The sequence below is a fragment of the Paeniglutamicibacter sp. Y32M11 genome (assembly GCF_019285735.1).
Taxonomy (GTDB): Bacteria; Actinomycetota; Actinomycetes; order Actinomycetales; family Micrococcaceae; genus Paeniglutamicibacter.
On record NZ_CP079107.1, the window covers coordinates 183199 to 205717 of the forward strand.

The 22519-nt window shown below is 61.3% G+C and carries 22 protein-coding genes and 1 pseudogene; 12 read left to right on the forward strand and 11 right to left on the reverse strand.

Going from position 1 to position 22519, the window contains the following annotated elements:
• Nucleotides 1–36 precede the first annotated feature (36 nt).
• From KUF55_RS00900 to KUF55_RS00915, 4 genes are read right to left on the reverse strand one after another with little or no spacing between them, the layout of a single operon-like run.
• Nucleotides 37–729 (reverse strand): ABC transporter ATP-binding protein, encoded by a 693-nt coding sequence (locus tag KUF55_RS00900; protein WP_132364166.1) that lies wholly within the window; start codon nucleotides 727–729, stop codon nucleotides 37–39.
• Nucleotides 726–2378, reverse strand: coding sequence for an ABC transporter permease subunit (locus KUF55_RS00905; protein WP_218817708.1), 1653 nt, complete (start codon nucleotides 2376–2378; stop codon nucleotides 726–728). Before KUF55_RS00905 ends, KUF55_RS00900 begins: the two co-directional genes overlap by 4 nt.
• Complete coding sequence (locus tag KUF55_RS00910) at nucleotides 2371–3384, reverse strand: ABC transporter permease (protein WP_132364169.1); 1014 nt, start codon at nucleotides 3382–3384, stop codon at nucleotides 2371–2373. The genes KUF55_RS00905 and KUF55_RS00910 overlap by 8 nt, the downstream gene beginning before the upstream one ends.
• The gene (locus KUF55_RS00915) at nucleotides 3381–5009 is read right to left on the reverse strand and encodes an ABC transporter substrate-binding protein (protein WP_218817709.1); all 1629 of its coding nucleotides are present in this window, start codon (nucleotides 5007–5009) and stop codon (nucleotides 3381–3383) included. The genes KUF55_RS00910 and KUF55_RS00915 overlap by 4 nt, the downstream gene beginning before the upstream one ends.
• Before the next feature lie 158 nt (nucleotides 5010–5167).
• On the opposite strand from KUF55_RS00915, the gene KUF55_RS00920 reads away from it, so the two are divergent.
• On the forward strand, nucleotides 5168–5515 hold the full coding sequence (locus KUF55_RS00920; protein WP_132364172.1) for a helix-turn-helix transcriptional regulator: 348 nt from the start codon (nucleotides 5168–5170) through the stop codon (nucleotides 5513–5515).
• A 74-nt stretch (nucleotides 5516–5589) separates the two neighbouring features.
• Here the strand turns inward: KUF55_RS00920 and KUF55_RS00925 are convergent, their stop codons facing one another.
• Nucleotides 5590–5925 (reverse strand): glycoside hydrolase family 3 C-terminal domain-containing protein, encoded by a 336-nt coding sequence (locus KUF55_RS00925; protein WP_255557211.1) that lies wholly within the window; start codon nucleotides 5923–5925, stop codon nucleotides 5590–5592.
• Between the two features lie 5 nt (nucleotides 5926–5930).
• Here KUF55_RS00925 and KUF55_RS00930 point away from each other — a divergent pair, with 5 nt between their 5' ends.
• On the forward strand, nucleotides 5931–6473 hold the full coding sequence (locus KUF55_RS00930) for a gluconokinase (protein ID WP_370630937.1): 543 nt from the start codon (nucleotides 5931–5933) through the stop codon (nucleotides 6471–6473).
• 51 nt (nucleotides 6474–6524) lie between these two features.
• Here KUF55_RS00930 and KUF55_RS00935 read toward each other — a convergent pair whose 3' ends face one another.
• Nucleotides 6525–8012 (reverse strand): mannitol dehydrogenase family protein, encoded by a 1488-nt coding sequence (locus KUF55_RS00935; protein WP_218817710.1) that lies wholly within the window; start codon nucleotides 8010–8012, stop codon nucleotides 6525–6527.
• Between the two features lie 45 nt (nucleotides 8013–8057).
• On the reverse strand, nucleotides 8058–9395 hold the full coding sequence (locus tag KUF55_RS00940; RefSeq protein WP_255557212.1) for an MFS transporter: 1338 nt from the start codon (nucleotides 9393–9395) through the stop codon (nucleotides 8058–8060).
• 134 nt (nucleotides 9396–9529) lie between these two features.
• Between KUF55_RS00940 and KUF55_RS00945 the strand changes: the two genes are divergently transcribed.
• Together KUF55_RS00945 and xylB are read left to right on the forward strand one after the other, a co-directional pair.
• Entirely contained in the window at nucleotides 9530–10360 is an 831-nt protein-coding gene (locus tag KUF55_RS00945; protein WP_218817711.1) for a DeoR/GlpR family DNA-binding transcription regulator, read from the forward strand.
• 14 nt (nucleotides 10361–10374) lie between these two features.
• Complete coding sequence (xylB, locus tag KUF55_RS00950) at nucleotides 10375–11763, forward strand: xylulokinase (protein ID WP_218817712.1); 1389 nt, start codon at nucleotides 10375–10377, stop codon at nucleotides 11761–11763.
• 71 nt (nucleotides 11764–11834) lie between these two features.
• On the opposite strand, the gene KUF55_RS00955 is transcribed toward xylB, so the two are convergent.
• A complete protein-coding gene (locus KUF55_RS00955) occupies nucleotides 11835–12680 on the reverse strand; it encodes an HAD-IIA family hydrolase (RefSeq protein ID WP_168152023.1) in 846 nt (281 codons plus the stop codon).
• Nucleotides 12681–12764: 84 nt separating this feature from the next.
• Complete coding sequence (gene corA / locus KUF55_RS00960) at nucleotides 12765–13772, reverse strand: magnesium/cobalt transporter CorA (RefSeq protein ID WP_218817713.1); 1008 nt, start codon at nucleotides 13770–13772, stop codon at nucleotides 12765–12767.
• Between the two features lie 163 nt (nucleotides 13773–13935).
• Between corA and KUF55_RS00965 the strand changes: the two genes are divergently transcribed.
• The 3 genes and pseudogenes from KUF55_RS00965 to KUF55_RS18965 form a co-directional block, all read left to right on the forward strand.
• The gene (locus KUF55_RS00965) at nucleotides 13936–14610 is read left to right on the forward strand and encodes a TrmH family RNA methyltransferase (protein ID WP_370630938.1); all 675 of its coding nucleotides are present in this window, start codon (nucleotides 13936–13938) and stop codon (nucleotides 14608–14610) included.
• Between the two features lie 203 nt (nucleotides 14611–14813).
• On the forward strand, nucleotides 14814–16142 hold the full coding sequence (locus KUF55_RS00970) for a M23 family metallopeptidase (protein ID WP_218817714.1): 1329 nt from the start codon (nucleotides 14814–14816) through the stop codon (nucleotides 16140–16142).
• A 746-nt stretch (nucleotides 16143–16888) separates the two neighbouring features.
• Nucleotides 16889–17188, forward strand: a pseudogene (locus tag KUF55_RS18965) (M23 family metallopeptidase); the annotation flags it as partial.
• 86 nt (nucleotides 17189–17274) lie between these two features.
• Here KUF55_RS18965 and KUF55_RS18620 read toward each other — a convergent pair.
• On the reverse strand, nucleotides 17275–17748 hold the full coding sequence (locus KUF55_RS18620) for a hypothetical protein (protein ID WP_255557213.1): 474 nt from the start codon (nucleotides 17746–17748) through the stop codon (nucleotides 17275–17277).
• 112 nt (nucleotides 17749–17860) lie between these two features.
• On the opposite strand from KUF55_RS18620, the gene KUF55_RS18625 reads away from it, so the two are divergent.
• The 5 genes from KUF55_RS18625 (at nucleotide 17861) to KUF55_RS00995 (ending at nucleotide 21970) form a co-directional block, all read left to right on the forward strand.
• The gene (locus KUF55_RS18625; RefSeq protein ID WP_255557214.1) at nucleotides 17861–18418 is read left to right on the forward strand and encodes a hypothetical protein; all 558 of its coding nucleotides are present in this window, start codon (nucleotides 17861–17863) and stop codon (nucleotides 18416–18418) included.
• Nucleotides 18419–18573: 155 nt separating this feature from the next.
• Complete coding sequence (gene fbaA, locus KUF55_RS00980) at nucleotides 18574–19596, forward strand: class II fructose-bisphosphate aldolase (RefSeq protein ID WP_218817716.1); 1023 nt, start codon at nucleotides 18574–18576, stop codon at nucleotides 19594–19596.
• A gap of 2 nt (nucleotides 19597–19598) precedes the next feature.
• The gene (locus KUF55_RS00985; RefSeq protein ID WP_218817717.1) at nucleotides 19599–20018 is read left to right on the forward strand and encodes a DUF3151 domain-containing protein; all 420 of its coding nucleotides are present in this window, start codon (nucleotides 19599–19601) and stop codon (nucleotides 20016–20018) included.
• A gap of 300 nt (nucleotides 20019–20318) precedes the next feature.
• Nucleotides 20319–21503, forward strand: a complete 1185-nt coding sequence (locus KUF55_RS00990) for an LPXTG cell wall anchor domain-containing protein (protein WP_218817718.1) — start codon at nucleotides 20319–20321, stop codon at nucleotides 21501–21503.
• A gap of 56 nt (nucleotides 21504–21559) precedes the next feature.
• Nucleotides 21560–21970, forward strand: a complete 411-nt coding sequence (locus KUF55_RS00995) for an SRPBCC family protein (protein ID WP_218817719.1) — start codon at nucleotides 21560–21562, stop codon at nucleotides 21968–21970.
• Here KUF55_RS00995 and KUF55_RS01000 read toward each other — a convergent pair.
• A complete protein-coding gene (locus tag KUF55_RS01000; protein WP_218817720.1) occupies nucleotides 21927–22499 on the reverse strand; it encodes an Lrp/AsnC family transcriptional regulator in 573 nt (190 codons plus the stop codon). The two genes, KUF55_RS00995 and KUF55_RS01000, sit on opposite strands and share 44 nt — an antisense overlap.
• Nucleotides 22500–22519 lie beyond the last annotated feature (20 nt).

A 22519-nucleotide genomic window follows, 5' to 3' on the forward strand; every position in this document is an offset into this window, starting at 1 on the left:
CCAACGCTAAAACGAAGTCATCAATCGGCCCGGTGCTCAGTCGGGGTTTGGGTGATTGATCTGCGCCAGTTCCAGCATGGTGTGGGCAACCGTAGAGAGTGCGGCACCATCATGCGAGGCGATCAGCACCGCGGCGCCGCTGGCTGCGCGGTCAGCCAGCAGTCCCATGATGGAAGACGTGGTCCCGGGGTCGAGTTGGGCCGTGGGCTCGTCGCAGATCAAAACGTCCGGTTCCAGCGCTAGGGCACGGGCCAGCATGGCGCGCTGCAATTGACCATCGGAAACCTGATGCGGATAACGCCACAGGAGTGCCGGGTCCAGCTGCACCCATTCGGCCAGCTCGGCCAACTCCCGCTCATAACGTTGCGGTCGTGGGCGCAGCGAGCCGTCGCGGAAGGACAGCGGCGCGCAGATGAGGGCACCAAGGCGCAACCGTGGATCGGCCGCGGCCCTGGGGGACTGCAGCACCACACCCAAGGACCGGCGGATGTGGCGCGGAACCGGTGATCCAGGTCCATACTCCTGCTCGTGGATGATCACCGAGCCAGCATTCGCGGGGGTCATCAAGGCGGCTATGCGCAGCAACGTAGACTTGCCCGCGCCCGAAGGAGCGCCGAGCCCAACAATTTCCCCCGCAGCGACGCGCAGTGATAGCCCGTCAAGCAGCCTCCCGGAGTCCAGGTTGGCGCCCGGGTGACTGAAGGAAATCCCGCGCAATTCAAGGCTCATGCCGGTACTCCCAGCAGCGAACCGGTGGCGGGATGCTGGGGATGACCCAACACCTCCGCGGCGGTGCCCGATTCAACAACCTCGCCGTCATTCAGAACCGCCACATAATCGGCGATACGCCGAGCCAGAGCCAGATCGTGGGTGACCATGATGATTGTTATCCCGGCCGCGGCCTTTACCCGCAGCAGTTGTTCCATGAGTTCCACCGTGCGGGCATCCAGGGCGCTGGTGGGCTCATCCACCAGCAGGATCCGTGCCCCAACGGCGCAGCCCAACCCGAGGGCGACCCGTTGGGCCTGCCCGCCGGAAAGTTCGTGGGGGTAGCGCCCGGCCAACGATTCCTCCACGGCCGCGGCGGCCAGCGCATCAAGGACATCGGTTCGGGAGGAAGACCGCTTGGCGGCCTTGAGCGTGTGCCGCATCTGCGTGGCAATTCTTCGCACCGGGTTCAGCGAGGTGGTCGCCGAACCGGGAACTAAGACCGTTTCTGTGCCGCGCGCCCGCGAAAGCCCCGCTGCATCGCGGGGAGAACCATGAACGCTGATGTTTCCCGAGACATTGGCGCCCAGCGGGAGCAACCCGGTCAGGGTGTGCAGCAGCAGCGACTTTCCGGCTCCCGAAGCCCCGAGGATCACGTTGATGGCCCCGGCTTCGGCCCGGTAATTGATCCCGCGCAGTACCCTCGAAGAGGTGCCCGGGTCCACGGTTGAGGGGAGGAAAACGTCCAGTGAGCTGGTCTGGATCGCTGCGCCGGCCTGCAGCTCGCCAACCGGCAACTCGGCGGTGGCGGAACCGGCCGCCGGCAGCATAGCGCGGTCCCGCGCGAAGAGCCGCGCGAAGAGCCTGGGGAATGCGCGACGGCCGCGCCGCCGTCCCGCGGTATCCACCAGTGAGGCGGTGGACCAGCTGACCAACACCAGCAGCCCGGCGGGGAAGACCAACAACCACCATGCTCCGGCCAGCAAACCGCCGCGCGCATCCTCCAGCAACAGGCCCAGCGAGGCGGATTCGGGCGGTAACCCGACGCCCAAAAAAGAGAGTGAGCTTTCGTGCCAGATGGCGTGGGGCAGTTGCAGCACCAGGGCGATGGCTGCCTGTGGTGCCACGGCCGGAATCAGGTGCGTGCACCAGATGGCCGCGGTTGATGCCCCGGAGGCACGAGCCAGTAGGACGTGGTCGGCGGTGCGCTCGGCCAGTAACCTCGAGCGGACAATTCGGGCCACCTGCGTCCAGTGCGTCAACGCTATGGACAATACAATCGCCCACCACTGCCCGCGCCACAGGGCCACGATCACCACCGCCAGCAGGAGGTGCGGCAGGGCGTTGGTGACATCCACCAAGCGCATGGCTATTCTGTCCACGACTCCTCCCCGCCAGGCGGCCAGCAATCCGACACCGAGACCCAGGACGGTAGCGACGACCGAGGCGAACAATGCCAATAGCAGGGACATGCGCAGTCCCTGGGCGGAGCGGATCCACACGTCCCTACCCAAGAGGTCGGTGCCAAAGAAATGCTGGAGCGAGGGGGCTTGAAGCACCGCGGACAGATCCACGGCACGAGGATCCAGGGGCTGTAGCCACGGAACCAGCAGGGCGTAGGCAAAAGTCAGCCCCAGCAGAACCAGGGGTAATGGGTGGGGCCTAGACATCGTTCACCCGCGGGTCAAGGACAAGGTAAGAGGCGTCGGCCAACGCCGAGCCGGCAAAAACGACCGCGCACGAAAGCGCGGTCACCGCGGCAAGGAGCGGAAAATCCCCGGCGATGGCCGAGGACACCGTTGCCGAAGCCAGGCCGGGCCAGGAAAACACCGCCTCGATGAGCAGTGCCCCGGTGACCAACTCACCCAGCCTCGAACCCACCACCGTGATGAACGGCAGCAGCGCCACCGGAAGTACCTGGGTGCGTAGCACCGTGAATTCGCTCAGGCCGCGTCCGCGCGCGGCCAGTACCGCGTCGGATTCCAGTGCTTCGAGCACCGAGGCCCGAAGGTTTAATACCAGCCACGGCAGCAGGGTCATCGCCAGCACGCCCACGGGCAGCACCAGGTGCAGGGCGATGCCTGCCGGTGTGGGATCCAGGCCGCCCGACGTTGAGCCTCCGGCCGGTAGACCGAGCCCGATCGCGAAGATGGCAATGGCCACCAGCCCCAGAACAAACGGCGGGATTGCTTGGGCCAGATGCACCAGTGACAGAGCGACGGTATCTAGGGGCGAACCGGGGCGCCGCGCCGCGCAAACCGCCAGCAGGACCGAGAGCACCATCGCCACCAGCAGTCCGAGGCCCACCAATAATGCGGTGTAGGGCAAGCGCTCGGAAATCACCTGGGTCACCGGTTGGCCGAAGACCCGTGAGGTACCCGCCTCACCACGCATCACCCCGGTCATCCAGCGTCCCCAGATCGCATACCAGGCGTCGTCGAGTCCCAGCTGCTCGGTCAATGCCGCGCGTTGCTCGGGGGTTGAATGTTCGTATTGCGTGCCCAGATATTGGGCCAGCGGATTGAAGGGGGCCAGCGAGGCGAGCCAGAAGACAGCGGCGGTGATGCCGGCGGTGGCCGGAACTCCCACCAGCGCCCGGCGTCCGAGCAGGCTCAGCACTTCGCGTGCACGCGAGCGCCGCGGTGCGAGGCCCAGCGCAACGTCGTGCGTTCTCATGGTTTCGGTACCCACTGGCCGAGCTTCACCCACGGGCCCCACGTGGTGCCGTGGTCGTGCGGCTCCAGCAACGTTCCCGTACCTTGCCAGGTAGCGGAAACGGAGGTGCGCTGGATATAGGTGTGGTCGGTAAACGCGAGCAGCACCATGGATGGGTCCTCGACGTAGCGGCGCTGAACCTCGCGGTAGGCGGCGGCCCGTTTGGTCTCATCCAGGCTGGTTCGCCCGGTTTCCAGCGCCTTGTCCATGGCAGAATCCGCGAACCTGCTCGGATTGTCGTAGTACGCCCCGGCGGCGGGGTAGGAGGAATGCAACATCTTGTACAGCTGAGTGTCCACGTCATACGGGGTGTCACCCCCGCCGAGCATGATCGCGTCGGTTCCCACCCGTGGCTCGGCCGTCTCGAAGGTCGCCGCCTCGACCGGTACATCGATGCCCAGCAACTTCATCTGTGCGGAGAAGGCCAGCGACAGGTCCCGGCGCAGCGAATCGCCAGGGTTGTACATCAGCGTGAACGCGGCCGGTCTCCCGTTTTTCGAGCGCATTAAATCGTCCCCGATGACCCAGCCTGCCTCATCGAGCAGCCCCGCGGCGCGCTGCGGATCGTGGGCAAAAATGGCGGAGGGATCAAACGCCTCGCCATATTCGGCCGGAACAAAGGTGTTTGCCGCACGCCCGGCACCCGCCAGGACACCGTCAATCAATGACTGCCTGTCCACCGCAAGGTTCAGGGCCAGACGCACCTTTGGGTCGGATGTCAGTGGGTTATCCGCGGGCAGGGAGAGCCCGCGCCAGTCCGCGGAGGTGGCCGTGACCAGCTCGAACTCTGGGTTGGCGCCGAAGGTGGCAGCGAGTCGCGGGGGTAGCACGGTGCCGTCAAATTCCCCGGCCAGCATGCGCTGGGCCCGGGCGTTGTCATCGGGCGCGGCCTCGTAGGTGACGCGCTTCAGCGCGACCTCGCCGTCGCGGTATCTCGGGTTTGCCTTAAGCGCCAGGCGCGCGGGATCCAGCGAATCCACCAGGTAGGGGCCGGTGCCGATCGGGGCGCGGTTTAGCACCGAGTTCTCCACGCGCTGCCCGGGCACAATGGCTTCGGACGGGGCGATACCGATGAGCATCGCCGTCTTGAAGGAAACCTGGGCTTCGCGCAGGGAGAATTTGACGGTGTATGTGTCCACGGACTCGACGTCCACGACGTTTGAGAGCGTGCCGAGGATGGGGGAGGCGCTCGCCGGATCCATGATGGCCCGGTAGCTTGCCACGACATCCGTGGCGTCAAGGGTGGTTCCGTCGCTGAATCGGACATCGCTGCGCAACTTGACCGTCCAGGTGCGTGCATCGGGGGAAACTTTGGGCTCCTCCGCCGCCAACAGTGGCGTGATCCGCGGCAAACTTTCCGCGGCGCCGGTAAGTGTGTAGAGGGATTCGTTGATTTTTCCCGTGCCGTTATTGTCGAATCCGGCCAGCGGGTTGAGTGTCTCGGGAAGGGCCGCGGTGAGCAGTGCCAGTGAGGTCCCGGCGGGCTTGGCGCCGCCGATGCCCGACCCCACGGGCGCGCATCCGGTGCCGACCAATAGGATGGAGACAAGAACTGCCAGCGTTCTCAGGCGTTGTGGGTTGGGCACGGTGGAGGTTTTGACCTTTCATCCTGGTTGCCGGCGGGCATACGGGATTCGGCAACGCCACAACTGTACATCTGTCCAGCCAGACAGATATGGTAATCGGGCAATGATTCCGGTGAGCTTGGGCACCAGCCCGGAACGGCGGAAGGAATGAGGAAGTCATGTCGGAAATGGAACACGGCAAGATCGGAGCGGACGCTGTAGCCGCGACCGAGCCAAGCCTGCCCGACTGGATCGACGTCTTTGCCTTGGTTGCCGATGCCACGCGAATGAAAATCCTCATTGCCATGCATGCCGCCCCGGATTCCTCGGTCACCCAGTTGGCGGCCGCCACGGCGCTGGGCGCCAATACCGTCACCCAGGCGCTGGCCACCTTGCATAAGGCCGGCGTGGTGAGCGTGCGTGCCGACGGCCGCTACCGCCGCTGGACGCTGACCCATCCCGAGGTCCACCGGCTGCTGCACCAGATGCGGGCGCCGCATTCAGAGCTGCACCCCGAACACCCTTAGTCAGCACGGCAGAAGGCACCCACCCGGAGGGGTAGGTGCCTTCTGCCGATGAGGTCATTGCCGTGGCGTGGGGATCAATATCCCAGGCCGAAGCCGAACGGGTAGAGGTCCCCTTCCGTGGTCTCGGCGTAGCCGGGCAGATCGCTGTACTGCTCGCGAATGGCCGTGGCCGTTCCGGCCAGCGCGAATGGCATCCTCCCCTGCGGGGCCACCTTGCCGGAGAGCACGTCGAGCAGGGCGGTGTCGCTCATGCCGAAGCCGGCCACGATCGCACCGGCGTCGCGCAGACCGCTGGCCTCGTCCATGACAAACGGCTGACGGAAGTACACATGCAGGACCGTCTTGCCCTGTCCTACCCGTACCAGCAGGCCTACCTGCCCTACAACCGTCTGATCGACGGCACCGTTCACGACTGGTGAGCGCGCAAACCATGGAATCCGCCAGCGGCGCGGCAATCACGCTGCACCGCGTCATTGTCATGGGCGTCTCGGGCTGCGGTAAGTCCACCGTCGGTGAGCTGCTGGGATCCACTCTGGGGGCGCAGTTCCTTGATGGGGACTCGCTGCACCCGCAGGCCAACATCGACAAGATGGCTGCCGGGCACCCGCTGAACGACGATGACCGCGAACCGTGGCTGCGCGAGGTGGGCGAACGCCTCGGCTCGATGGATACCGGCTCGATGATCATCGCGTGTTCGGCATTGAAACGCAAATACCGGGATTTGATCAGGGCAAACGCCCCGGGCACGGTATTCATTCACCTGCACGGCACCGTCGAGCTGCTCACCGAACGCATGGCGGCCCGTCCCGGGCACTTCATGCCGGTGGGCCTGCTCGAATCCCAGCTGGCCACCCTTGAACCGCTGGCAAGCGACGAAGCGGGTGTGGTGCTTAATATCGCTGCCACGCCCGCGCAGTTGGCGCACAAGGCCGCAACTTGGTTGAATGCCAGCGCTTGATTAACCGCAGCACGGCCCGGCCCCCAGGAGCCCCAAAGCAGGGGCATCACGTTAAACTGCGGCGGATTCCCCGGCCATGATCGACTCGAGGGTGGCAAGCGAACCACGATCGTGCAGTGAGGCGAGTGCTGCGCGGTACGGTGCGGCAAAGGCCTCGTCCTCAACGATGTCGCCGAAGAGTTCGCGCTGGCTAATAAACGCCGTTGGGTTCTCACGGTTCGTGCTGGCCACGGAGCGCAGTTCATCGGCGAGCCGATCGACCACCACGATGGCATGGCCCTGCTCGTCGATGCCCTCGGCGTAGCGCGCCCAGCTGGCCACGATCGCGGCGCAGAGTTCAACATTCCGGCCCGCGGCGAGGTTCTCACGGACAACCGGGATGAGCCACTTCGGGATACGATCCGATGACTCGGCACACAATCGGGCTACGGTGTCGGCGACGTATTCATTGCTGTAGCGCTCGATGAGCTTAAGCTTGTAGGCCGCCAAATCCACGCCGGGCAGCGGTGCCAGAGTGGGGGTCGCCTCCTCGTCCATGTAGCGCAGGAGGAATGCAGCAAACAGCGGGTTGCGGGCCACCTCGTGCACCGCGCGGTACCCGGCTAGGTGTCCGAAGTAGCACAATCCCTGGTGAGTGGCGTTAAGCAGGCGCAGCTTCATCAGTTCGTAGGGGACCACGTCAGCAACAAGTTGGACCCCGGCCTCCTCGTAGGGTGGGCGGCCGGAGGCAAAGGTGTCCTCCAATACCCATTGGGTGAAGTCCTCGCACACTACCGGCCAGGCATCGTCGATGTCGTAGCGCTGAGCAACATCCGCGCGGTCGGCGTCGGTGGTAACCGGGGTGATCCGATCGACCATGGAGTTGGGGAAGGGCACATTGGCCTCAACCCAGGCGCCGAACTCCGCATCCAGGGCCGTGGCGAAGGCGCCGAACATCTTGTGCGCCACCTCGCCGTTGCCCTGGATGTTGTCGCAGCTCATCACGGTGAACGGGGCGATACCGCGCTCGCGGCGCAGCTTCAGCCCGGCGCTGATCAGTCCAAAGGTGGTGCCCGGGGTTGCGGGGTTGGCGAGGTCGGCCGCGATGGCGGGGTTGGCCAGATCAAATTCCCCGGTCACCGGGTGGACGTTGTAGCCGCCCTCGGTCACGGTGAGTGAGACGATACGGATGCCGGGGTCGGCCAAGGCCTCAATGGCGGCTCCCGGGTCCTCGGGGGCGAAGATATAGTCGATGATCGAACCGACGACGCGCACCTGTCGACTGCCGTCCGGATTCTTCTCCACCAGCGTGTACAGCCCGTCGCTAGCATCAAGAATGTCGCGCATGCGCACATCCGAGGGCATGACTCCCATGCCGCGAATGCCCCAGTCCAGGGCCTTGCCCTGGTTCATCAGGGTGTCCAGATACATGGCCTGGTGGGCGCGGTGGAAGCCGCCGACGCCGAAGTGGATGATGCCGGCGCTCACGGCAGAACGGTCGTAGCGGGGGACTGATACGGGAGATGCAATATGCGCGAGTGTCGAATTGTTCAGTTCCATGGCGGGGTTCGTGGCTCCTTGGATCGAGTGATGGGCGGAGGTGTTTTAGGCCAGGCGTTCCGGGGCCGACAGTGGCACACCGTTAAAACCGGGCTGCGTGCCGCGCAGTGCGTGGGACATGAGTGCGGCAACAAGGTAGAGCGCGGCAAAGAGATAAACCATGCCCGATGCTCCGAGCGTCGAATACAGCAGCGCCACCAGCAATGGTCCGGCAAACACCGCGGCTCCAATCCCCAGGTTGTAGGAGGCCATCGCGGCCCCGGGGTGCTTCGGTGCCAGGGATACAGCGATGGCCGAAAGCGGAACGAAACCCGCCAGCCCGACGCCGAAGATCGCACCAACGAGCAGGGTCAGGCCGTAGGCCGATTCCCAGCCCCGGGAAATTGCGAAGGCGGGGACCACATAGAGCCCGAGCATCGAGACGGCGCAGAGCACCGCACCGAACCAGGTCACCGTCTTGCTCCAGCCCAGCTTGTCGCCCAGAGCGCCGAAGAAGAGATTGCAGGGGATGTTCACCGCATAAATGACGGTGGTGAGGATCAGGAACTGGCCCACGCTCCAGCCGAATTGGTCGGTGAACAGAGCGGGGAAGAAAATGGCCATGCCATAGGTGGGGATCGAGTTGATGGTACGGGTGAGCATGACCATCAGGGCCCTGCGGTTGGTCCTCAAAAGGGTGAATCCGAAGACCAACGTCTTGAAGACCTCGTCGGAGTTGGCCACCAGCGGGCCGCGTCCCTTCTTCTCCTTGACGCCGACCAAGGCCACCACCGCACCGACGATGACCAGCCCCAGGGAAATCCAAAGCGTCCCGTAATAGTCCAGGCCGAAAAGATTGAGTGATGCGGTGGCGGTCAGGGCTCCGAGAGTGGGGAGTCCGGCGCTGAAGGCCACGTAGAACCAGCCGATGGCCACGGCCAAGCGTTTGGCGTTGGCGGTGGCGCTGATCCAGACGAGGAATCCGTAGGCAAAGAAGGGGTAGCCGAATCCGCGTAGCCCGTAGGCGAGAAAAATCAGCGCCACGCTTGAGGCGTTCAGGGCAACCACCAGGAAAAGGATCTCGAAGGCCACCCAGATGCCGGCGCCGATGAACATTACCCGGCGTGGTCCCCAGAGGTCCGAGAGGGAGGCGGAAAGGAAGGCCGCAATGGCCACGGCAATGCCGTAAACGGTGACTAGAGTGCCGGCCATAGGGATGGTGAATCCGTGCTCGGCGGTCAGGAATGGGGTGAGGATGTTGGTCTCTACGCCGTCACCGATCATGAACAGCATCAGCCCGACGAAGCCCCAGAGCAATGGACGGGGAAGTCCCATGCGTTCGAAGATGCCCGGGCGGGCTCCTGCCGCGCCTTGCTGCATATCTGATGGTGCTCCCGAAATCATGTCGCTCCCTTGCGTCCCGTGATTTTTCGTGATGACGGTAATAATCTAACACCAAACAAGACAAAGATCACAGAATTCTTGTTAAGTTATGGAAGTTTCCACAACTTTTTGAAACAGAGGGTGACGGATCTATCATGAACCTTGTGACTAATGAAAAGTTGGGCCTAGGCGGGAATGTCGAACCGCAGCGAACCGGGTTGCCGCCCGAAACTCGCCGAGACGAAGTGGCGGACTACGTCACTCAAGCGAAAAGTGTCAAAGTCGAGGAATTGGCCGAACACTTCGCGGTCAGCACCATGACCATTCACCGGGATTTGGAACAGCTCTCCAACGACGGGCGCCTCGAACGCGTCCGCGGTGGAGCACGTGCCATCACCACCCGCATGGCCGAACGCGATGTGCGACTCAGGCGGTACTTGAACGCAGCCACCAAGGATTCGCTGGCCCGCGTCGCCGCGGCACTGATCCCTGAAGGCTCGGTGGTAGGGCTGGACGATTCGACCACCGTAGGTGCCATGGGCTCGTACCTTGCTGCCCGCCGGCCCTCCACGGTGGTCACCCATTCCCTGTCACTGATGAGTATCGTGGCAGGTCAGCCCCATATGGCCTTGGTTGGGCTGGGTGGGCAATACTATCCCGAGACGGATTCTTTCCTCGGCTCAGTTGTGGTTGAGCAGCTGCGCCGCATCACCGCCGACATCGTCTTTGTATCGACCACCGCGATGAAAAATGATGCCCTTTTCCACCCCGACGCCGAGGCCGCGCTGACCAAGCGCGCCATGATCAACATGGGCGCCCGCAAGGTCTTGGTGGTGGACAGCGCCAAATTTGAATCCGCGGGCCTCTACCACGTGATCGACGTGGCTGAATTTGATGATGTCGTCGTGGACGATGCCCTGCCCGAACCCGAAGTTTCCCGGCTCCGGGAACTGGGTGTCACCGTCCATGTCGCCGCGGCGCATTAACGTTAGGAACCTTGATGGGCACCGACTACGTCTTAGGTATTGATTCATCAACCCAATCTTGCAAGGCGGTCCTGGTGAACGCCGAAACCGGTGAGCTTGTTGACGAGCGTCGCCAGTCGCATCCGGAGGGCACCCAAGTAGATCCTGCCCGCTGGCTTGATGCCATGGAAGCCAGCGCCGGTGAGTTCTTGGACCGGGCCGCAGCGGTGGCCGTCGCGGGGCAACAACATGGCATGGTGGCCCTAGACGCAATGGGCGAACCGGTGCGTGACGCGATGCTCTGGAACGACACTTCCTCCGCCTCTCAGGCTCGGGATCTGGTAGCCGAACTCGGCGGTCCGCAAGGCTGTGCTGATGCCGTCGGATCGGTCATGGTCGCATCGCTAACTGCATCCAAGCTGCGATGGCTGCAGGAAAGCGAACCCGAGAACGCCAAGCGCACGCGCAACGTGTTGCTACCCCACGACTACCTTTCCTGGCATCTCGGCGGGCGCGCAGAGATGACCACCGACCACGGGGACGCCTCCGGAACCGGTTACTACTCGACCTCCCGCAGGGAGTTCCTTCCGGAGGTCGCGGCCGCCGCTCTTGGCCATGCAGTCGGCCTGCCGCGGCTCGCTGAAGTCAACGAAATCGTCGGAACCACCCGGAACGGGGCCAAAATTGCGGCCGGAACCGGCGACAACATGGCCGCAGCCTTGGGACTGGACCTGGGGCCAGGCGATGTTTGTGTTTCCATCGGCACTTCCGGGGTTGCCTCCTCGGTCGTGGATGCCAGCGTGCACGACGGTAGCGGGCTGGTGACCGGATTTGTTGATGCCACTGGCCGATACCTGCCGCTGGCCTGCACGCTGAATGGTGCGCCGGTACTCGACTTTGGTGCCCGAATCCTCGGGGTCGACCATGCAGAGTTCACTCGACTAGCCATGGGCGCAGATCAAGGTTCGGGTGGAGCGGTGCTGTTGCCCTACTTGGGTGGGGAACGTACCCCGAACCGCCCCAACGCCAGTGGCTTGATGCATGGCATTCGGGCCACCACGAGTCGCGAACAATTTGCCCGTTCCATCGTCGAGGGTCTGCTGTGCTCGATGAAGGATGCGGTCCAGGCCCTGGAAAATGCAACGGGTGTGGCAACTGGGCGGATCCTGCTGATTGGCGGCGGAGCGCAATCGGAGGCCGTGCGTAACATCGCCCCGGAAATCTTCGGGGTCGCAGTGGATGTTCCTGCTACCGCCGAATATGTTGCCCGTGGTGCAGCGCGCCAGGCGGCGTGGGCGCTGAGTGGACAAGCGCATCCGCCGGTTTGGAAGAGTCTTGAGTCGCGTCGCTACGAGGCAGCACGCCGCCCAGAAATCTATGAACGCTACGCCACGGTGCGCGATGCCACCGAATCCTGGGACTAAATCCCCTATCTTGGGTGTGATTCGCGATGGCCGTACCCGCAGTACCGGGTCCGGCCATCGCGGGTTATGACTCAGTCTTCGTGCGGACCGGACGCCTTGCCCGGCGCGGCCTCCGGCCCCTGAAGCAGCTCGTTGAAGATGTCGGCGACCGAGCTACGTTCCAGATCGGGGCGGAACGGGAAGGACGCCACATCACCGGGCTTGGTGATGCCGGTATGCACCAACAGCGTCAGTAGCCCGGCTTCCATTCCGGCGATGATGTCGGTGTCCATGCGGTCACCAATCATTGCCGTGGTCTCCGAATGCGCGTCGATCCGGTTCAGGGCGGAGCGGAACATCATCGGGTTCGGCTTGCCCACCACGTACGGTTCGCGGCGGGTGGCCTGAGTGATTAGCGCGGCCACGGATCCGGTGGCGGGCAGCAGTCCCTCGGGGGAGGGTCCGGTGGCATCCGGATTGGTGGTGATGAACCGAGCGCCGGCGGCGATCAGACGAATGGCCCGAGTGATGGCCTCAAAGGAGTAGGTGCGGGTTTCGCCCAACACCACATAATCGGGGTCCTGATCGGTCAGGATGAAACCTGCATCGTGCAGTGCGGTGGTCAATCCGGCCTCGCCAATCACAAACGCGCGTCCGCCCGGACGCTGACGGCGCAAAAATTCGGCGGTGGCCATGGCCGAGGTCCAGATGTTCTCTTCCGGGACGTCCAATCCGGAGGACAGCAGGCGTGCCCGCAGATCCCTCGGGGTGTAGATCGAATTGTTGGTCAGCACCAGGAAGCGTTTGCCCGTGCTCACCCAGTGCGCGATCATCTCGGCAGCGCCGGGGATGGCCTGATTTTCGTGTACCAGCACCCCGTCCATGTCCGTGAGCCAACATTCGATGTCGTGAACGCTGCGTGGTTCATGAATCGCCATGAGTGGGAGTTCCTTTCAAGAGGTAAGAACCTTCGGGTAATAGTCTTTCAGGTTCCGGTGCATCGAGTGCTGCGCCACTGCGGGTTAGAGCCAATTGTTCTTCTTGAAGATGGCATAGAGGCCCCCTGCGAGCAGCAGCATCAGGCCGAGCGCGGCCGGATAGCCGAAACGCCAGTCAAGTTCGGGCATATGGCTGAAATTCATCCCGTAGATGCCGGTGACAAGGCTCGGTGCAAAAATGATCGCCGCCCAAGAGGAAATCTTTTTCATCTGCTCGTTTTGGGCCAGACCAGCTTCGGTCGCCGCCTGTGAGGCCAACGTTGAGGACAGCGACAGGGCATTGGTCAGCAACGCCCGGAAAGATGCGATGCGCTCCGTCATCCGGATCGCGTGGTCGTGGACGTCGATGAGCTTTCGATCCAATTCCAGGGCGTCGGACTCTTGGACGTTGCTCAGCCGTACGTCTCGGCGCAGTCCGGATATGACCTCCTCCAGTGGGGCCAGCGCGCGCTGGAAATCGATGACTTCCCGGGACAGTTCGTAGATGCGCCTCGAAACGTTGGTGGTCCCGGAGAAGAGCTCGTCCTCGATCTCATCGATGTCATTTTCTAAGCCGACGAACACCGGTTCATATTCATCAACGACCTGGTCAATAACGGCGTAGAGAATTGCCAAGGGGCCGATGGCCAGAAGGTCTGGATCAAGTTCGAGCCGATGGCGAACCTGAGCCAACTTGGGGGATTCGGCATGCCTGACCGTGACGACAAAATCGGTACCTGCATAGACATGAAGCTCGCCGAACTCAACTTTTTCTTCCTCGTCGAGATAACGGGCGGGTCGGAGCACGGCAAAAAGATGATCTCCGTAGTGCTCCAATTTGGGTCGCTGATGCCCAGCGAGCGTGTCCTCAACGGCAAGTTCGTGGAGTCCGAGTTCGTCGGCAACCTCGTTCATTTCCGCTTGGTCGGGACGGTAGAGCCCCAGCCACGACATGCCTCCGGTTTCTTTCATCGACTCAAAGGTGGAGGAGAGATCCGGTGGATGGATCACGCACTTTCCGTTGACGTAGATGGCATTGTCGATGATGGGCATGGGTGCCGTCCTTGCATGAAGACCGAAGTGTTTCCCGGTTGGGCAATGTACTGCACTGGATAGTTTGTCATCATCCGTCCTTCTCGTGTGCCGTTTTGTCTGCCCAAGCCCGGTGCCGGGGCGCTATTCCGGGGGATTGTGGAGCAGCGACTACCCTTGAGGAGTGACTTTCGACGTTGAGCCCCCAGCCCCAGAACCCACCGAGTACGATCCCATCCACGAAGAACGCCCAGAAGTTGGTGTCGGTCCGTGGGAGGGTGAGCTGCCGAGTGAGGGGCACTACGACCCCGAGTTGCTCAGCAACGGGGACCGACGCAACGTTGCTGACAAGTACCGCTACTGGTCCATGGAAGCGATTGTTGCCGATCTAGATGAGCGTCGGCACGACTTTCACATTGCCATTGAGAACTGGCAGCACGACATGAATATTGGCACGGTGGTGCGCACCGCGAACGCCTTCTTGGCCAAGGAAGTGCACATCATTGGCCGCCGTCGCTGGAATAAGCGTGGCGCCATGGTCACCGATCGATACCAGCACGTGCGCCACCACCCCACGGTGGAGGACTTCGTGGCCTGGGCCAAGGGCGAAGGGCTAGCGATCATCGGCATCGATATCTTCCCCGATTCCGAAAAACTGGAGACCTATGAACTGCCGCGCAACTGCGTGCTGGTCTTCGGGCAGGAAGGCCCTGGTCTTAGTGAAGAGGTCCATCAGAATGCCGAGGCAACGCTGTCCATCGAGCAATTTGGTTCCACCCGATCAATCAACGCCGCATCGGCCGCCGGAATCGCCATGCACGCGTGGATTCGTCGACACGTCTTTAACCAGTCGGTCTAAGGCCGCCCGTAACCTTGAGTAGAAAGCCCAACGTTTAGCGAATTACCCTTTTCTCTTCGTGGATCGTGAGTTAGCGTGAGTCTCGGACGTTCCATCTCGTGCACGGTTTCGGTGTCGTCACCGGCCGCATTGTTCGGGGAATGTCCGATGGTCCGCGCCGGCAACGGCCATGGTCACGCGACGCGAAACGGAGCTAATCACAGGTGAAGAAGCACCAGGTTAATCACTCGATGCCGGTGCCCAAGAGGCGCGATTTACGTCGCACGTCCAAGGGTTCAAAGGGCGCCGCACTGGGGATCGCGATCATCGCCACACTTGCTCTTGCTCCTTCGCCAACTCCCGGTGGGCGCCTCATTGACGCAGCTCCCGTTGCCTTTTCGCCGCTGAGTGTTGAGGCAGCCTCCTTTAACCAGCCGGTCGAGGTATCGCTACTTAGCGGCGTCGATTCCATTCGCTGGGACTCTGAAAATATCACCAGCGCCGCCGCTGGCGACCAAGTCTCCGATGCCTCTGACCCCGCTTCGGTGCTCAGCAGAGCAGGTTCGACCACCCAGCTGGTGGGACAAAGCGTTGGTCCATTGGGGGTTTTGCCAGCAGGAATCCAGCTGATCCACCCTGTTTCCTCTAGGCACATCACTAGCCCGTACGGGTGGAGGAATAACCCGACAGGTGCTGGCACCCAGATCCATATTGGACAGGACTATGCCATCCCGTGTGGATCGCCGGTCTATGCCACTGCCGATGGAACGGTGATCCAGTCGGCTTGGGCGGGGCACTCCGGAATGCGTGTGACAGTTGACCATGGGTCATCGGTGCGCACCGGCTACAGTCACAACTCCTCGTTGATTGCCAAGGTTGGTGAGCATGTTAAGCAAGGGCAGTTGATCGCCCTGAGCGGGACCACCGGTAACTCCACCGGCTGCCACGTACACTTCGAAGTCATCATCAACGGCCGCTGGAACGACCCCAGAAACTTCCTGCCCGCCATCCCGGGCCAGCCAAATCCGATGATTGATTCGCGCCGCACAACGATTGCCGCCGAACCAATTCGCAACACCGGTGAACCTCAAGCGAACAACGATAATGGGCACGATATTGAGGTGAATCGGCCCGAGCCGAGCAAGCCCGCGCCGTCACCAACGGGACCGCAAAAGGAAACCACTGCTCCAAAGCCCACGCACGAAACCAAGCCGAGCAGAACTCCAAAGCCCACCCAAGAGACAAAACCCGGCGCAACGCCAAAGCCAACACCAACGCGGAAACCATCGCCTGCCCCTTCGGACTCGACGAAACCCGATGAAACTCCTACGGTCACTCCTCCGACGGACGCAAGCTCCCCGACTCCTCCAAGCACTGTGCCCTCCGCTCCAGGAAGTACAACACCGGGCAGTACCGCGCCGACAAAACCACCGACGGAGGTCTCCGATTCGACGTTCGTCGAATCGCCGAGCGGCACGTCGGGCCAAAGCGAAGGCACCTCAACACGAATGCCATCTTGGGAAGGCTCAGCTTCCAGCTCGCTCGCGGAGTAGTTTCTGCCTGGGATGAGCCCAAAGCGTGCCGCGTAAAATCTGATGCACCTAGTCGTCGCGTGTTTTCTACGTCATTTGGAATTGTGGAACACAAGCTGGGAATCCGAGGGATCATCCATCCGCGGTAGCCGTCGGCGAGTGAAGGCAAATAACACTTTGTGATGGCGGCAAATAGCCCTTTATTACTCACCGTCGGTGAGCTACGGTGAAGCCTAAGTGTTCAGTTACTTGGGGTGACACGGACAACTCGTTGGCTTTAGCCAGCCCGCCATCCTCTTTTGGCTGTGCAAAGAATTCATGGTGACTCAATCAGGGGGTTGTTACCGTTGAAAATGCATCAGGTCAATAGGGGTCCGCTGCCGGAAAATAAAGGCAGATTTAGAAAAAAGATCCCACCCATTTCAGCTTTTGGGCTTGCTGTCGCTACTGCCGTCGCAATATCGGGAGCGCCGGGGCTCGGGGTGGCTTCGGACGAGATCGCACCGCACGGAGCCAAGGGGCCGAGTTATCAGGTTGCCACCTATGTACAGCCGGTCAGGGTGGCACTTCTCGGTGGCCTGGACGCCATTAGGTGGCAATCGTCCAACATAACCAGTTCGGCCGCCGGATCCGACGGCGACGGGGCTCCCGCGCTACAAGCATTCACCGGTGCCTGGCGAGTAACGTCTACTCAGCCCAATGCCGCGGGCATCTTGGTTGGACAGAATGTGGGAGCGCTTGGGGCGCTTCCCGGTAAGATCCAGCTCATGCATCCGGTGGCGTCTTTGCACATCACTAGCCCCTACGGTTGGCGCCACAACCCCACCGGGCCGGGCACCCAGATCCACGTTGGGCAAGACTATGCGATTCCTTGCGGTTCTCCGGTTTATGCATCGGCAGATGGAGTTGTCATCCAGTCTGCTTGGGCCGGACACTCCGGCATGCGTGTCACTATCGACCATGGCTCCTCCATCCAGACCGGATACAGCCACAATTCCCAGCTCATTGCCAAGGTTGGAGACACTGTCAAACAGGGGCAAGTCATAGCGCTCAGTGGAACTACGGGAAATTCCACGGGATGCCACGTGCATTTTGAGGTCATTATCAATGGACGCTGGAACGACCCGAGAAACTTCCTCCCAGGCGTGTTTGGTCAGCCTAACCCCATGATCGATTCGCGAAACACCACCATCGCTGCCGAACCTATCCGCAACAGTGGCGCACCTCGATCCTCTGTGGAAGAAACCATTGATTCCTCGATACGGTGGGTCACCACCCCCAGGGTAATAACCTCTTCGCCCACGCCTAACAAGAGCAAGTCACCGGCATTTGTACCCAAGGCCAATCCAAAACCGGTCAAGAAGCCGACGGCAACCGCCAAGCCATCCACACCGACGAAACCTAGGAACGAACCTAAACCTGCCCCAACTAAGCCGGCTCCAACGAAGTCGGCGCCAAAGCCGGCTCCAACGAAGTCGGCTCCGACCTCTGCGGTGCCAACGACAGCTCCGCCGACTAGTGCAGCACCTACATCGGCGGCTCCGACTAAGGCAGCACCGACGACTGCGGCAGCACCTACATCGGTGGCTCCGACTGAGGCAGCACCGACAACCGCGGCAGCACCCACAACCAATCCCGCGCCGACTACTACTGCACCGACCTCGGTAGCACCAACTACAGATGCTCCGACAAGTGAGGCACCGGCACCAAGCAGTGAAGCTCCACCGCAAGAAAATCAGGTGCCTGACGTCAACGAGCTTCCGGACCTTCAAGTGACACTTCCGGAAAGCGGCGCAGCAGGTCCATCTGGCGATACAACGAAGGAGTCTACGGCCCCTGACGCCCCGAAGGCGGATGTTAAACCAGAAGTTGACACCGCTCAGGACGACGATTCCACCAGCAAATTGGTCGTTGGCAAACCGGCGAAAAAGGACTCCAAACAAGAGGCCGTGGTTGCTCAGAAGGCGCCGGCCGTGAAACAGCCACCCGCCAAGCAAGCGCCGGCTCCTGCCGCGAAACCTGAGATCAAGAAGGTAAAAGCGCTCAAGAAGGTGGCCACACCTGTGAAGGCTAAGCCGAAGAAAATCGCGGTTGTTGCAGCGGTTAAACCCAAGGCAGTCGCCACTCAGAAGGCCGTAGCCAAGGTCGTCACCGTGACACTACCGATACCGATCGCGCCGAAGGCTCCCGTGCCCCAGATGAAAATGGTTGCGGTGCCACCCAAACAAGAAACCGTTAAGCCGGTAGCCCAGAAGTCACCGGCCGAAACCGGAGGTGAAGCGGGTACAGACAAGTAATTGATATGAAAAGGGCACCGGATTCGGTGCCCTTTTCATGTCATTCACAAACGTGGCGCGTCATCCCGTAAGCGATGCAGCACACATTGTAGATAGGATGTGAAGCAGCCAACGAGGTCTACTCCCCACAATTCCTTATCTACACAGGAGTCAGTATGCCCATCGCAACACCGGAACAGTACAACGCAATGATTGATTCTGCGAAGGCCGGCGGATACGCCTTCCCCGCAGTGAACGTAACGTCATCGCAAACCCTGAACGCCGCTATTCGCGGCTTCGCCGAAGCAGAATCCGACGGAATCATCCAGGTGTCCACCGGCGGTGCAGCATATTGGTCGGGTTCCTCCGTCAAGAACATGGTCACCGGTTCGCTGGCTTTCGCTGCTTTCGCGCGTGAAGTTGCCAAGAGCTACGGCGTAACCATCGCCCTGCACACCGACCACTGCCCGGCAGATAAGCTCGACGATTTTGTGCTTCCCCTGCTTGCCGCCTCCGAGGCAGAAGTTGCAGCTGGTCGCAATCCATTCTTCAACTCCCACATGTGGGACGGTTCGGCCGAGACGCTCGAAGAGAACTTGCGTATCGCCGCCGAGTTGCTTCCGCGCACCGCAGCCGCCAAGCAGATCCTCGAGGTCGAAATTGGTGCCGTCGGTGGCGAGGAAGATGGCGTCGAAAACGCCATCAACGACAAGCTGTATTCGACCGTCGAAGATGCACTGGCTACCGTTGCCGCGCTGGGCTCCGGCGAAAACGGCCGCTACATCACCGCATTGACCTTCGGTAACGTGCACGGTGTGTACAAGCCGGGCAACGTTAAGCTGCGCCCGGAGATTCTCAAGGATATCCAGGAACAGGTCGGCGCCAAGCTTGGTAAGGCCAACCCATTCGATTTGGTCTTCCACGGCGGATCGGGTTCATCCGACAAGGAAATTGCTGATGCAGTGGCCTACGGCGTCATCAAGATGAACATCGACACCGACACTCAGTACGCCTTCACCCGCCCGGTGGCAGGCCACATGCTCTCGAACTATGACGGTGTTCTGAAGATTGACGGTGAGGTCGGAAACAAGAAGACCTACGACCCGCGCGTCTGGGGTGCCGCAGCCGAAGCGTCCATGGCCGCACGCATCGTTGAGGCTGCACACCAGCTCGGATCTGCCGGAAAGTCGTTGAAGTAACCATGGCTGAACTTGGAGCAAACCTGCTCGGTATCCCGGCAACTCTTTTGCCGGAAGAAACCGAGGTTACCGCCCGCTTTGACGCTGGCGATGAAGCTGTAGACGTAGCCGCGAGCTTCCCGTCCTCATCCCTAGCTTGGGCCCTGTTGGCCAACGAAGCACACGCCGAGGGTCACGTCGTTGAGTCCTACGCCTACGCCCGCGTTGGTTACCACCGTGGGCTCGACGCGCTGCGTAAGGCCGGCTGGCGCGGACAGGGACCGGTGCCGTGGGCGCACGTGCCCAACCGTGGCTTCCTGCGTGCTCTGTACGCGTTGCAGCGTGCCGCAGCCGCGATCGGTGAAGCCGAAGAAGTGGACCGCATCGGCCGTTTCCTTAACGATTCAGATCCGCTGGCTGCTGCCGCTCTCGAAGCCGAGTAACTGAGCGCCAGACCCTTCGCCCGTGAATAACGATTGTTCGTACCGAAATCATTCGGTACGAACAATCGCTATTTAAGCGCCATTTGGCCATCTGATGAGCCGCAAATCCGTGCCAAAAGATGCTTTGGATGCTGTTCTAACTCCGTGTCCGAACTGTGACTATGCAAAAACCAGTGGCTGAAATTATTGGTTTGACCTGCGGAGATCTTCGCGCAGAGCAAGTGGGTAGCCAGCCGAGGGGACATCGGGCCGGCCTCACTAGCCGCATTCATCGCACCGAGACCTTGGGACAGGACCGACATGGCATCCAGAATACGTACGGCGCTTCTAACGACGGCAGTAGCTTCGGGACTGTTGCTCACGAATGCACCCGCGCAGGCCCAAGGAATCGATTCAGCCGTTGCAACGCAACATGCCGAAACGACCCCGTCCGAGACGTGGACCCCTACCCCGAGTGATCTCGGAGAGGGCGTCGATACCGAAAACAGTTTTATTCAGGACGGCCCCTCCGCAAATGATGCTGAAGTACCGGCCATGGAGCCAAAAACTGGCGAAACAACCGAAACTGACATTGATCAGGCGGCAACTTCGGGGGCCGGCGATGAATCCGGGGATCAGACCGCACCACCGGCAGCAACGCTGCCTGCCAGCATTTCCCCGGTGCCACTAGATGGACTGGACGAATCGGATGAAACCGATGTTCAAGGATCGTCGGCAGAGAGTACGCAGTCGATTTCCACGCCCGATGAGACCTTAACCATTCCCGGAGAGATCGAAGAAACCGAGAAGGAAGAGGTGCCCGTTACCGAATCGGCGAAAGCTTCAACCGAGAGCACCGAGAGCACCGAGAGTGCCGGGCCAACGATCGAGGAATCTGACGAGCCAACATCGTTCTGGGAGGTCGTTGAGGGCGTAGAAGCTCCCGAAGGCTCTGAATCCTGGAGCGAAGAAGAATGGATCGATTTCTTGGAGACCCCCGAAGGAATCGATTTTACCGATCAGATGCTCGACGGGTTGGTGGGGACCGAGGAATTCGACACCATTGTGGACATCGTTGTGGACTTCATGGAATCGGGCGACGAGGCCTACCTCGACGAGCTGATGGATTACTTCCTGTACCTCTTTGACGGTAACGAAGAATGGGCGATGGAAGCCTACAACGGAGTTATCCAAGAGCTGATCAATGAGGGGTTCCTGGATGAAGAGGAAGTACCCCCTGCCGATGAGGGAGCGAGCACTGAATCCCCGGAGGTAGCACCGTCGGTGGAAAAGCCGGTGGTTAAACCGGCCGGAAATATCACGAAGCCGGTCGTGGATAAGAAAGCCGTCGCTGCGGCGGTAGTTAAGCCCGTTGCGGCGACCGCCAACCCGCAGCTGGCCGAGACGGGTTCAAACTCTGTGGTGGTCTTTGGGGGTTCGGGCTTGCTGTTGGTGCTGATCGGGGCGCTTACCTTGCGGCTTCGCCGCAAGCCGCGGGCTCATTAACCGTTTCATTTTTGCCCGCGGCGTGGCACGATTCGGCTATAACACAGTTTCAGGTTTTGGATATTCAGGAGCTGATTCACCTCGCACCGGACCGAGTTTGGGAGCTGCTGACCGATTGGGTTGCTGCCCCGCAATGGATGCCCGGTGTTGATTCAATGGAGCCCGAGCAGCTCACCAGCCCTGGTGCGCTGCTCGACTACCGGTCCGGTGCCCATGAACGCCAATTGCTCATTAAAGAGCTGAGCGAAGGGACAGCCGTTACCTTGTCATCCGGAGGTGGAGACATCAATGTGCTGTATGGCTACGAACTTTTGGCGGAATCTGGTCAAACGCGCGTTCGATTAACCATCAGTGTGGACGCTGCCGAAGAACTCCGTGAAGAAGTGGGTGAACTGGTAGCCGCCATTGCCGATTCGGAGGCGGCTACCTTAAAGTCGTTGCGCTCTTACGCCGAGTCTGCGCCGTAGCGGCAACTCGTGATTGGGGGAGCGAGTTCGATTCCTTGTTGACCGGTGATAAATGTTCAAAAATGATATTTGTTTGCGTAGACGAAAATGCCGGGTTGCCGCCGAGGTGTTCGGCGACAAAATCCCGAAGTGATTCGACCGAATCACTAATGACGTGGACCAGGATGTCCGGTGTCCCGCCGAGGACGAAGACGTCCTGAACTTGCGCCAGCTCCCGCAGGATGCGAGCAGACTCGAGCATCGCATTGCGTGCTTCGGAACGCACGACCACCGAAACCATCGCGGAGATGCGAAGGCCCAGTTTTGCCGGGTCGATATCGGTGTGGAAACCGCGAATCACGCCCGTTTCCTGCAGTGCGCGTACACGACCCAGACACGTTGAGGGCGCAATCCCGGCGCGTGAGGCCAAAACGTTGTTGGGGATACGAGCATCAAGACTCAGCTCGCGCAATATCGTTAGATCAACGTCGTCGAGCCGAACCGTATTCTGCTGGCTGTCGTATTTTCTGATGGAATCTGAACTTAACACGGATTTTATCCTTTCTCCTG

Excerpts from the sequence above, each read along its gene's own strand:
- fbaA (WP_218817716.1), top strand. The coding sequence starts at position 18,574 with ATGCCCATCGCAACACCGGAACAGTACAACGCAATGATTGATTCTGCG.
- KUF55_RS00935 (WP_218817710.1), bottom strand. The coding sequence starts at position 8,012 with ATGGAACTGAACAATTCGACACTCGCGCATATTGCATCTCCCGTATCA.
- KUF55_RS00910 (WP_132364169.1), bottom strand. The coding sequence starts at position 3,384 with ATGAGAACGCACGACGTTGCGCTGGGCCTCGCACCGCGGCGCTCGCGT.
- KUF55_RS00920 (WP_132364172.1), top strand. The coding sequence starts at position 5,168 with ATGTCGGAAATGGAACACGGCAAGATCGGAGCGGACGCTGTAGCCGCG.
- KUF55_RS00900 (WP_132364166.1), bottom strand. The coding sequence starts at position 729 with ATGAGCCTTGAATTGCGCGGGATTTCCTTCAGTCACCCGGGCGCCAAC.
- corA (WP_218817713.1), bottom strand. The coding sequence starts at position 13,772 with ATGCCCATCATCGACAATGCCATCTACGTCAACGGAAAGTGCGTGATC.
- KUF55_RS00905 (WP_218817708.1), bottom strand. The coding sequence starts at position 2,378 with ATGTCTAGGCCCCACCCATTACCCCTGGTTCTGCTGGGGCTGACTTTT.
- KUF55_RS00985 (WP_218817717.1), top strand. The coding sequence starts at position 19,599 with ATGGCTGAACTTGGAGCAAACCTGCTCGGTATCCCGGCAACTCTTTTG.
- KUF55_RS00940 (WP_255557212.1), bottom strand. The coding sequence starts at position 9,395 with ATGATTTCGGGAGCACCATCAGATATGCAGCAAGGCGCGGCAGGAGCC.
- KUF55_RS00945 (WP_218817711.1), top strand. The coding sequence starts at position 9,530 with ATGAACCTTGTGACTAATGAAAAGTTGGGCCTAGGCGGGAATGTCGAA.
- xylB (WP_218817712.1), top strand. The coding sequence starts at position 10,375 with ATGGGCACCGACTACGTCTTAGGTATTGATTCATCAACCCAATCTTGC.
- KUF55_RS00955 (WP_168152023.1), bottom strand. The coding sequence starts at position 12,680 with ATGGCGATTCATGAACCACGCAGCGTTCACGACATCGAATGTTGGCTC.
- KUF55_RS00990 (WP_218817718.1), top strand. The coding sequence starts at position 20,319 with ATGGCATCCAGAATACGTACGGCGCTTCTAACGACGGCAGTAGCTTCG.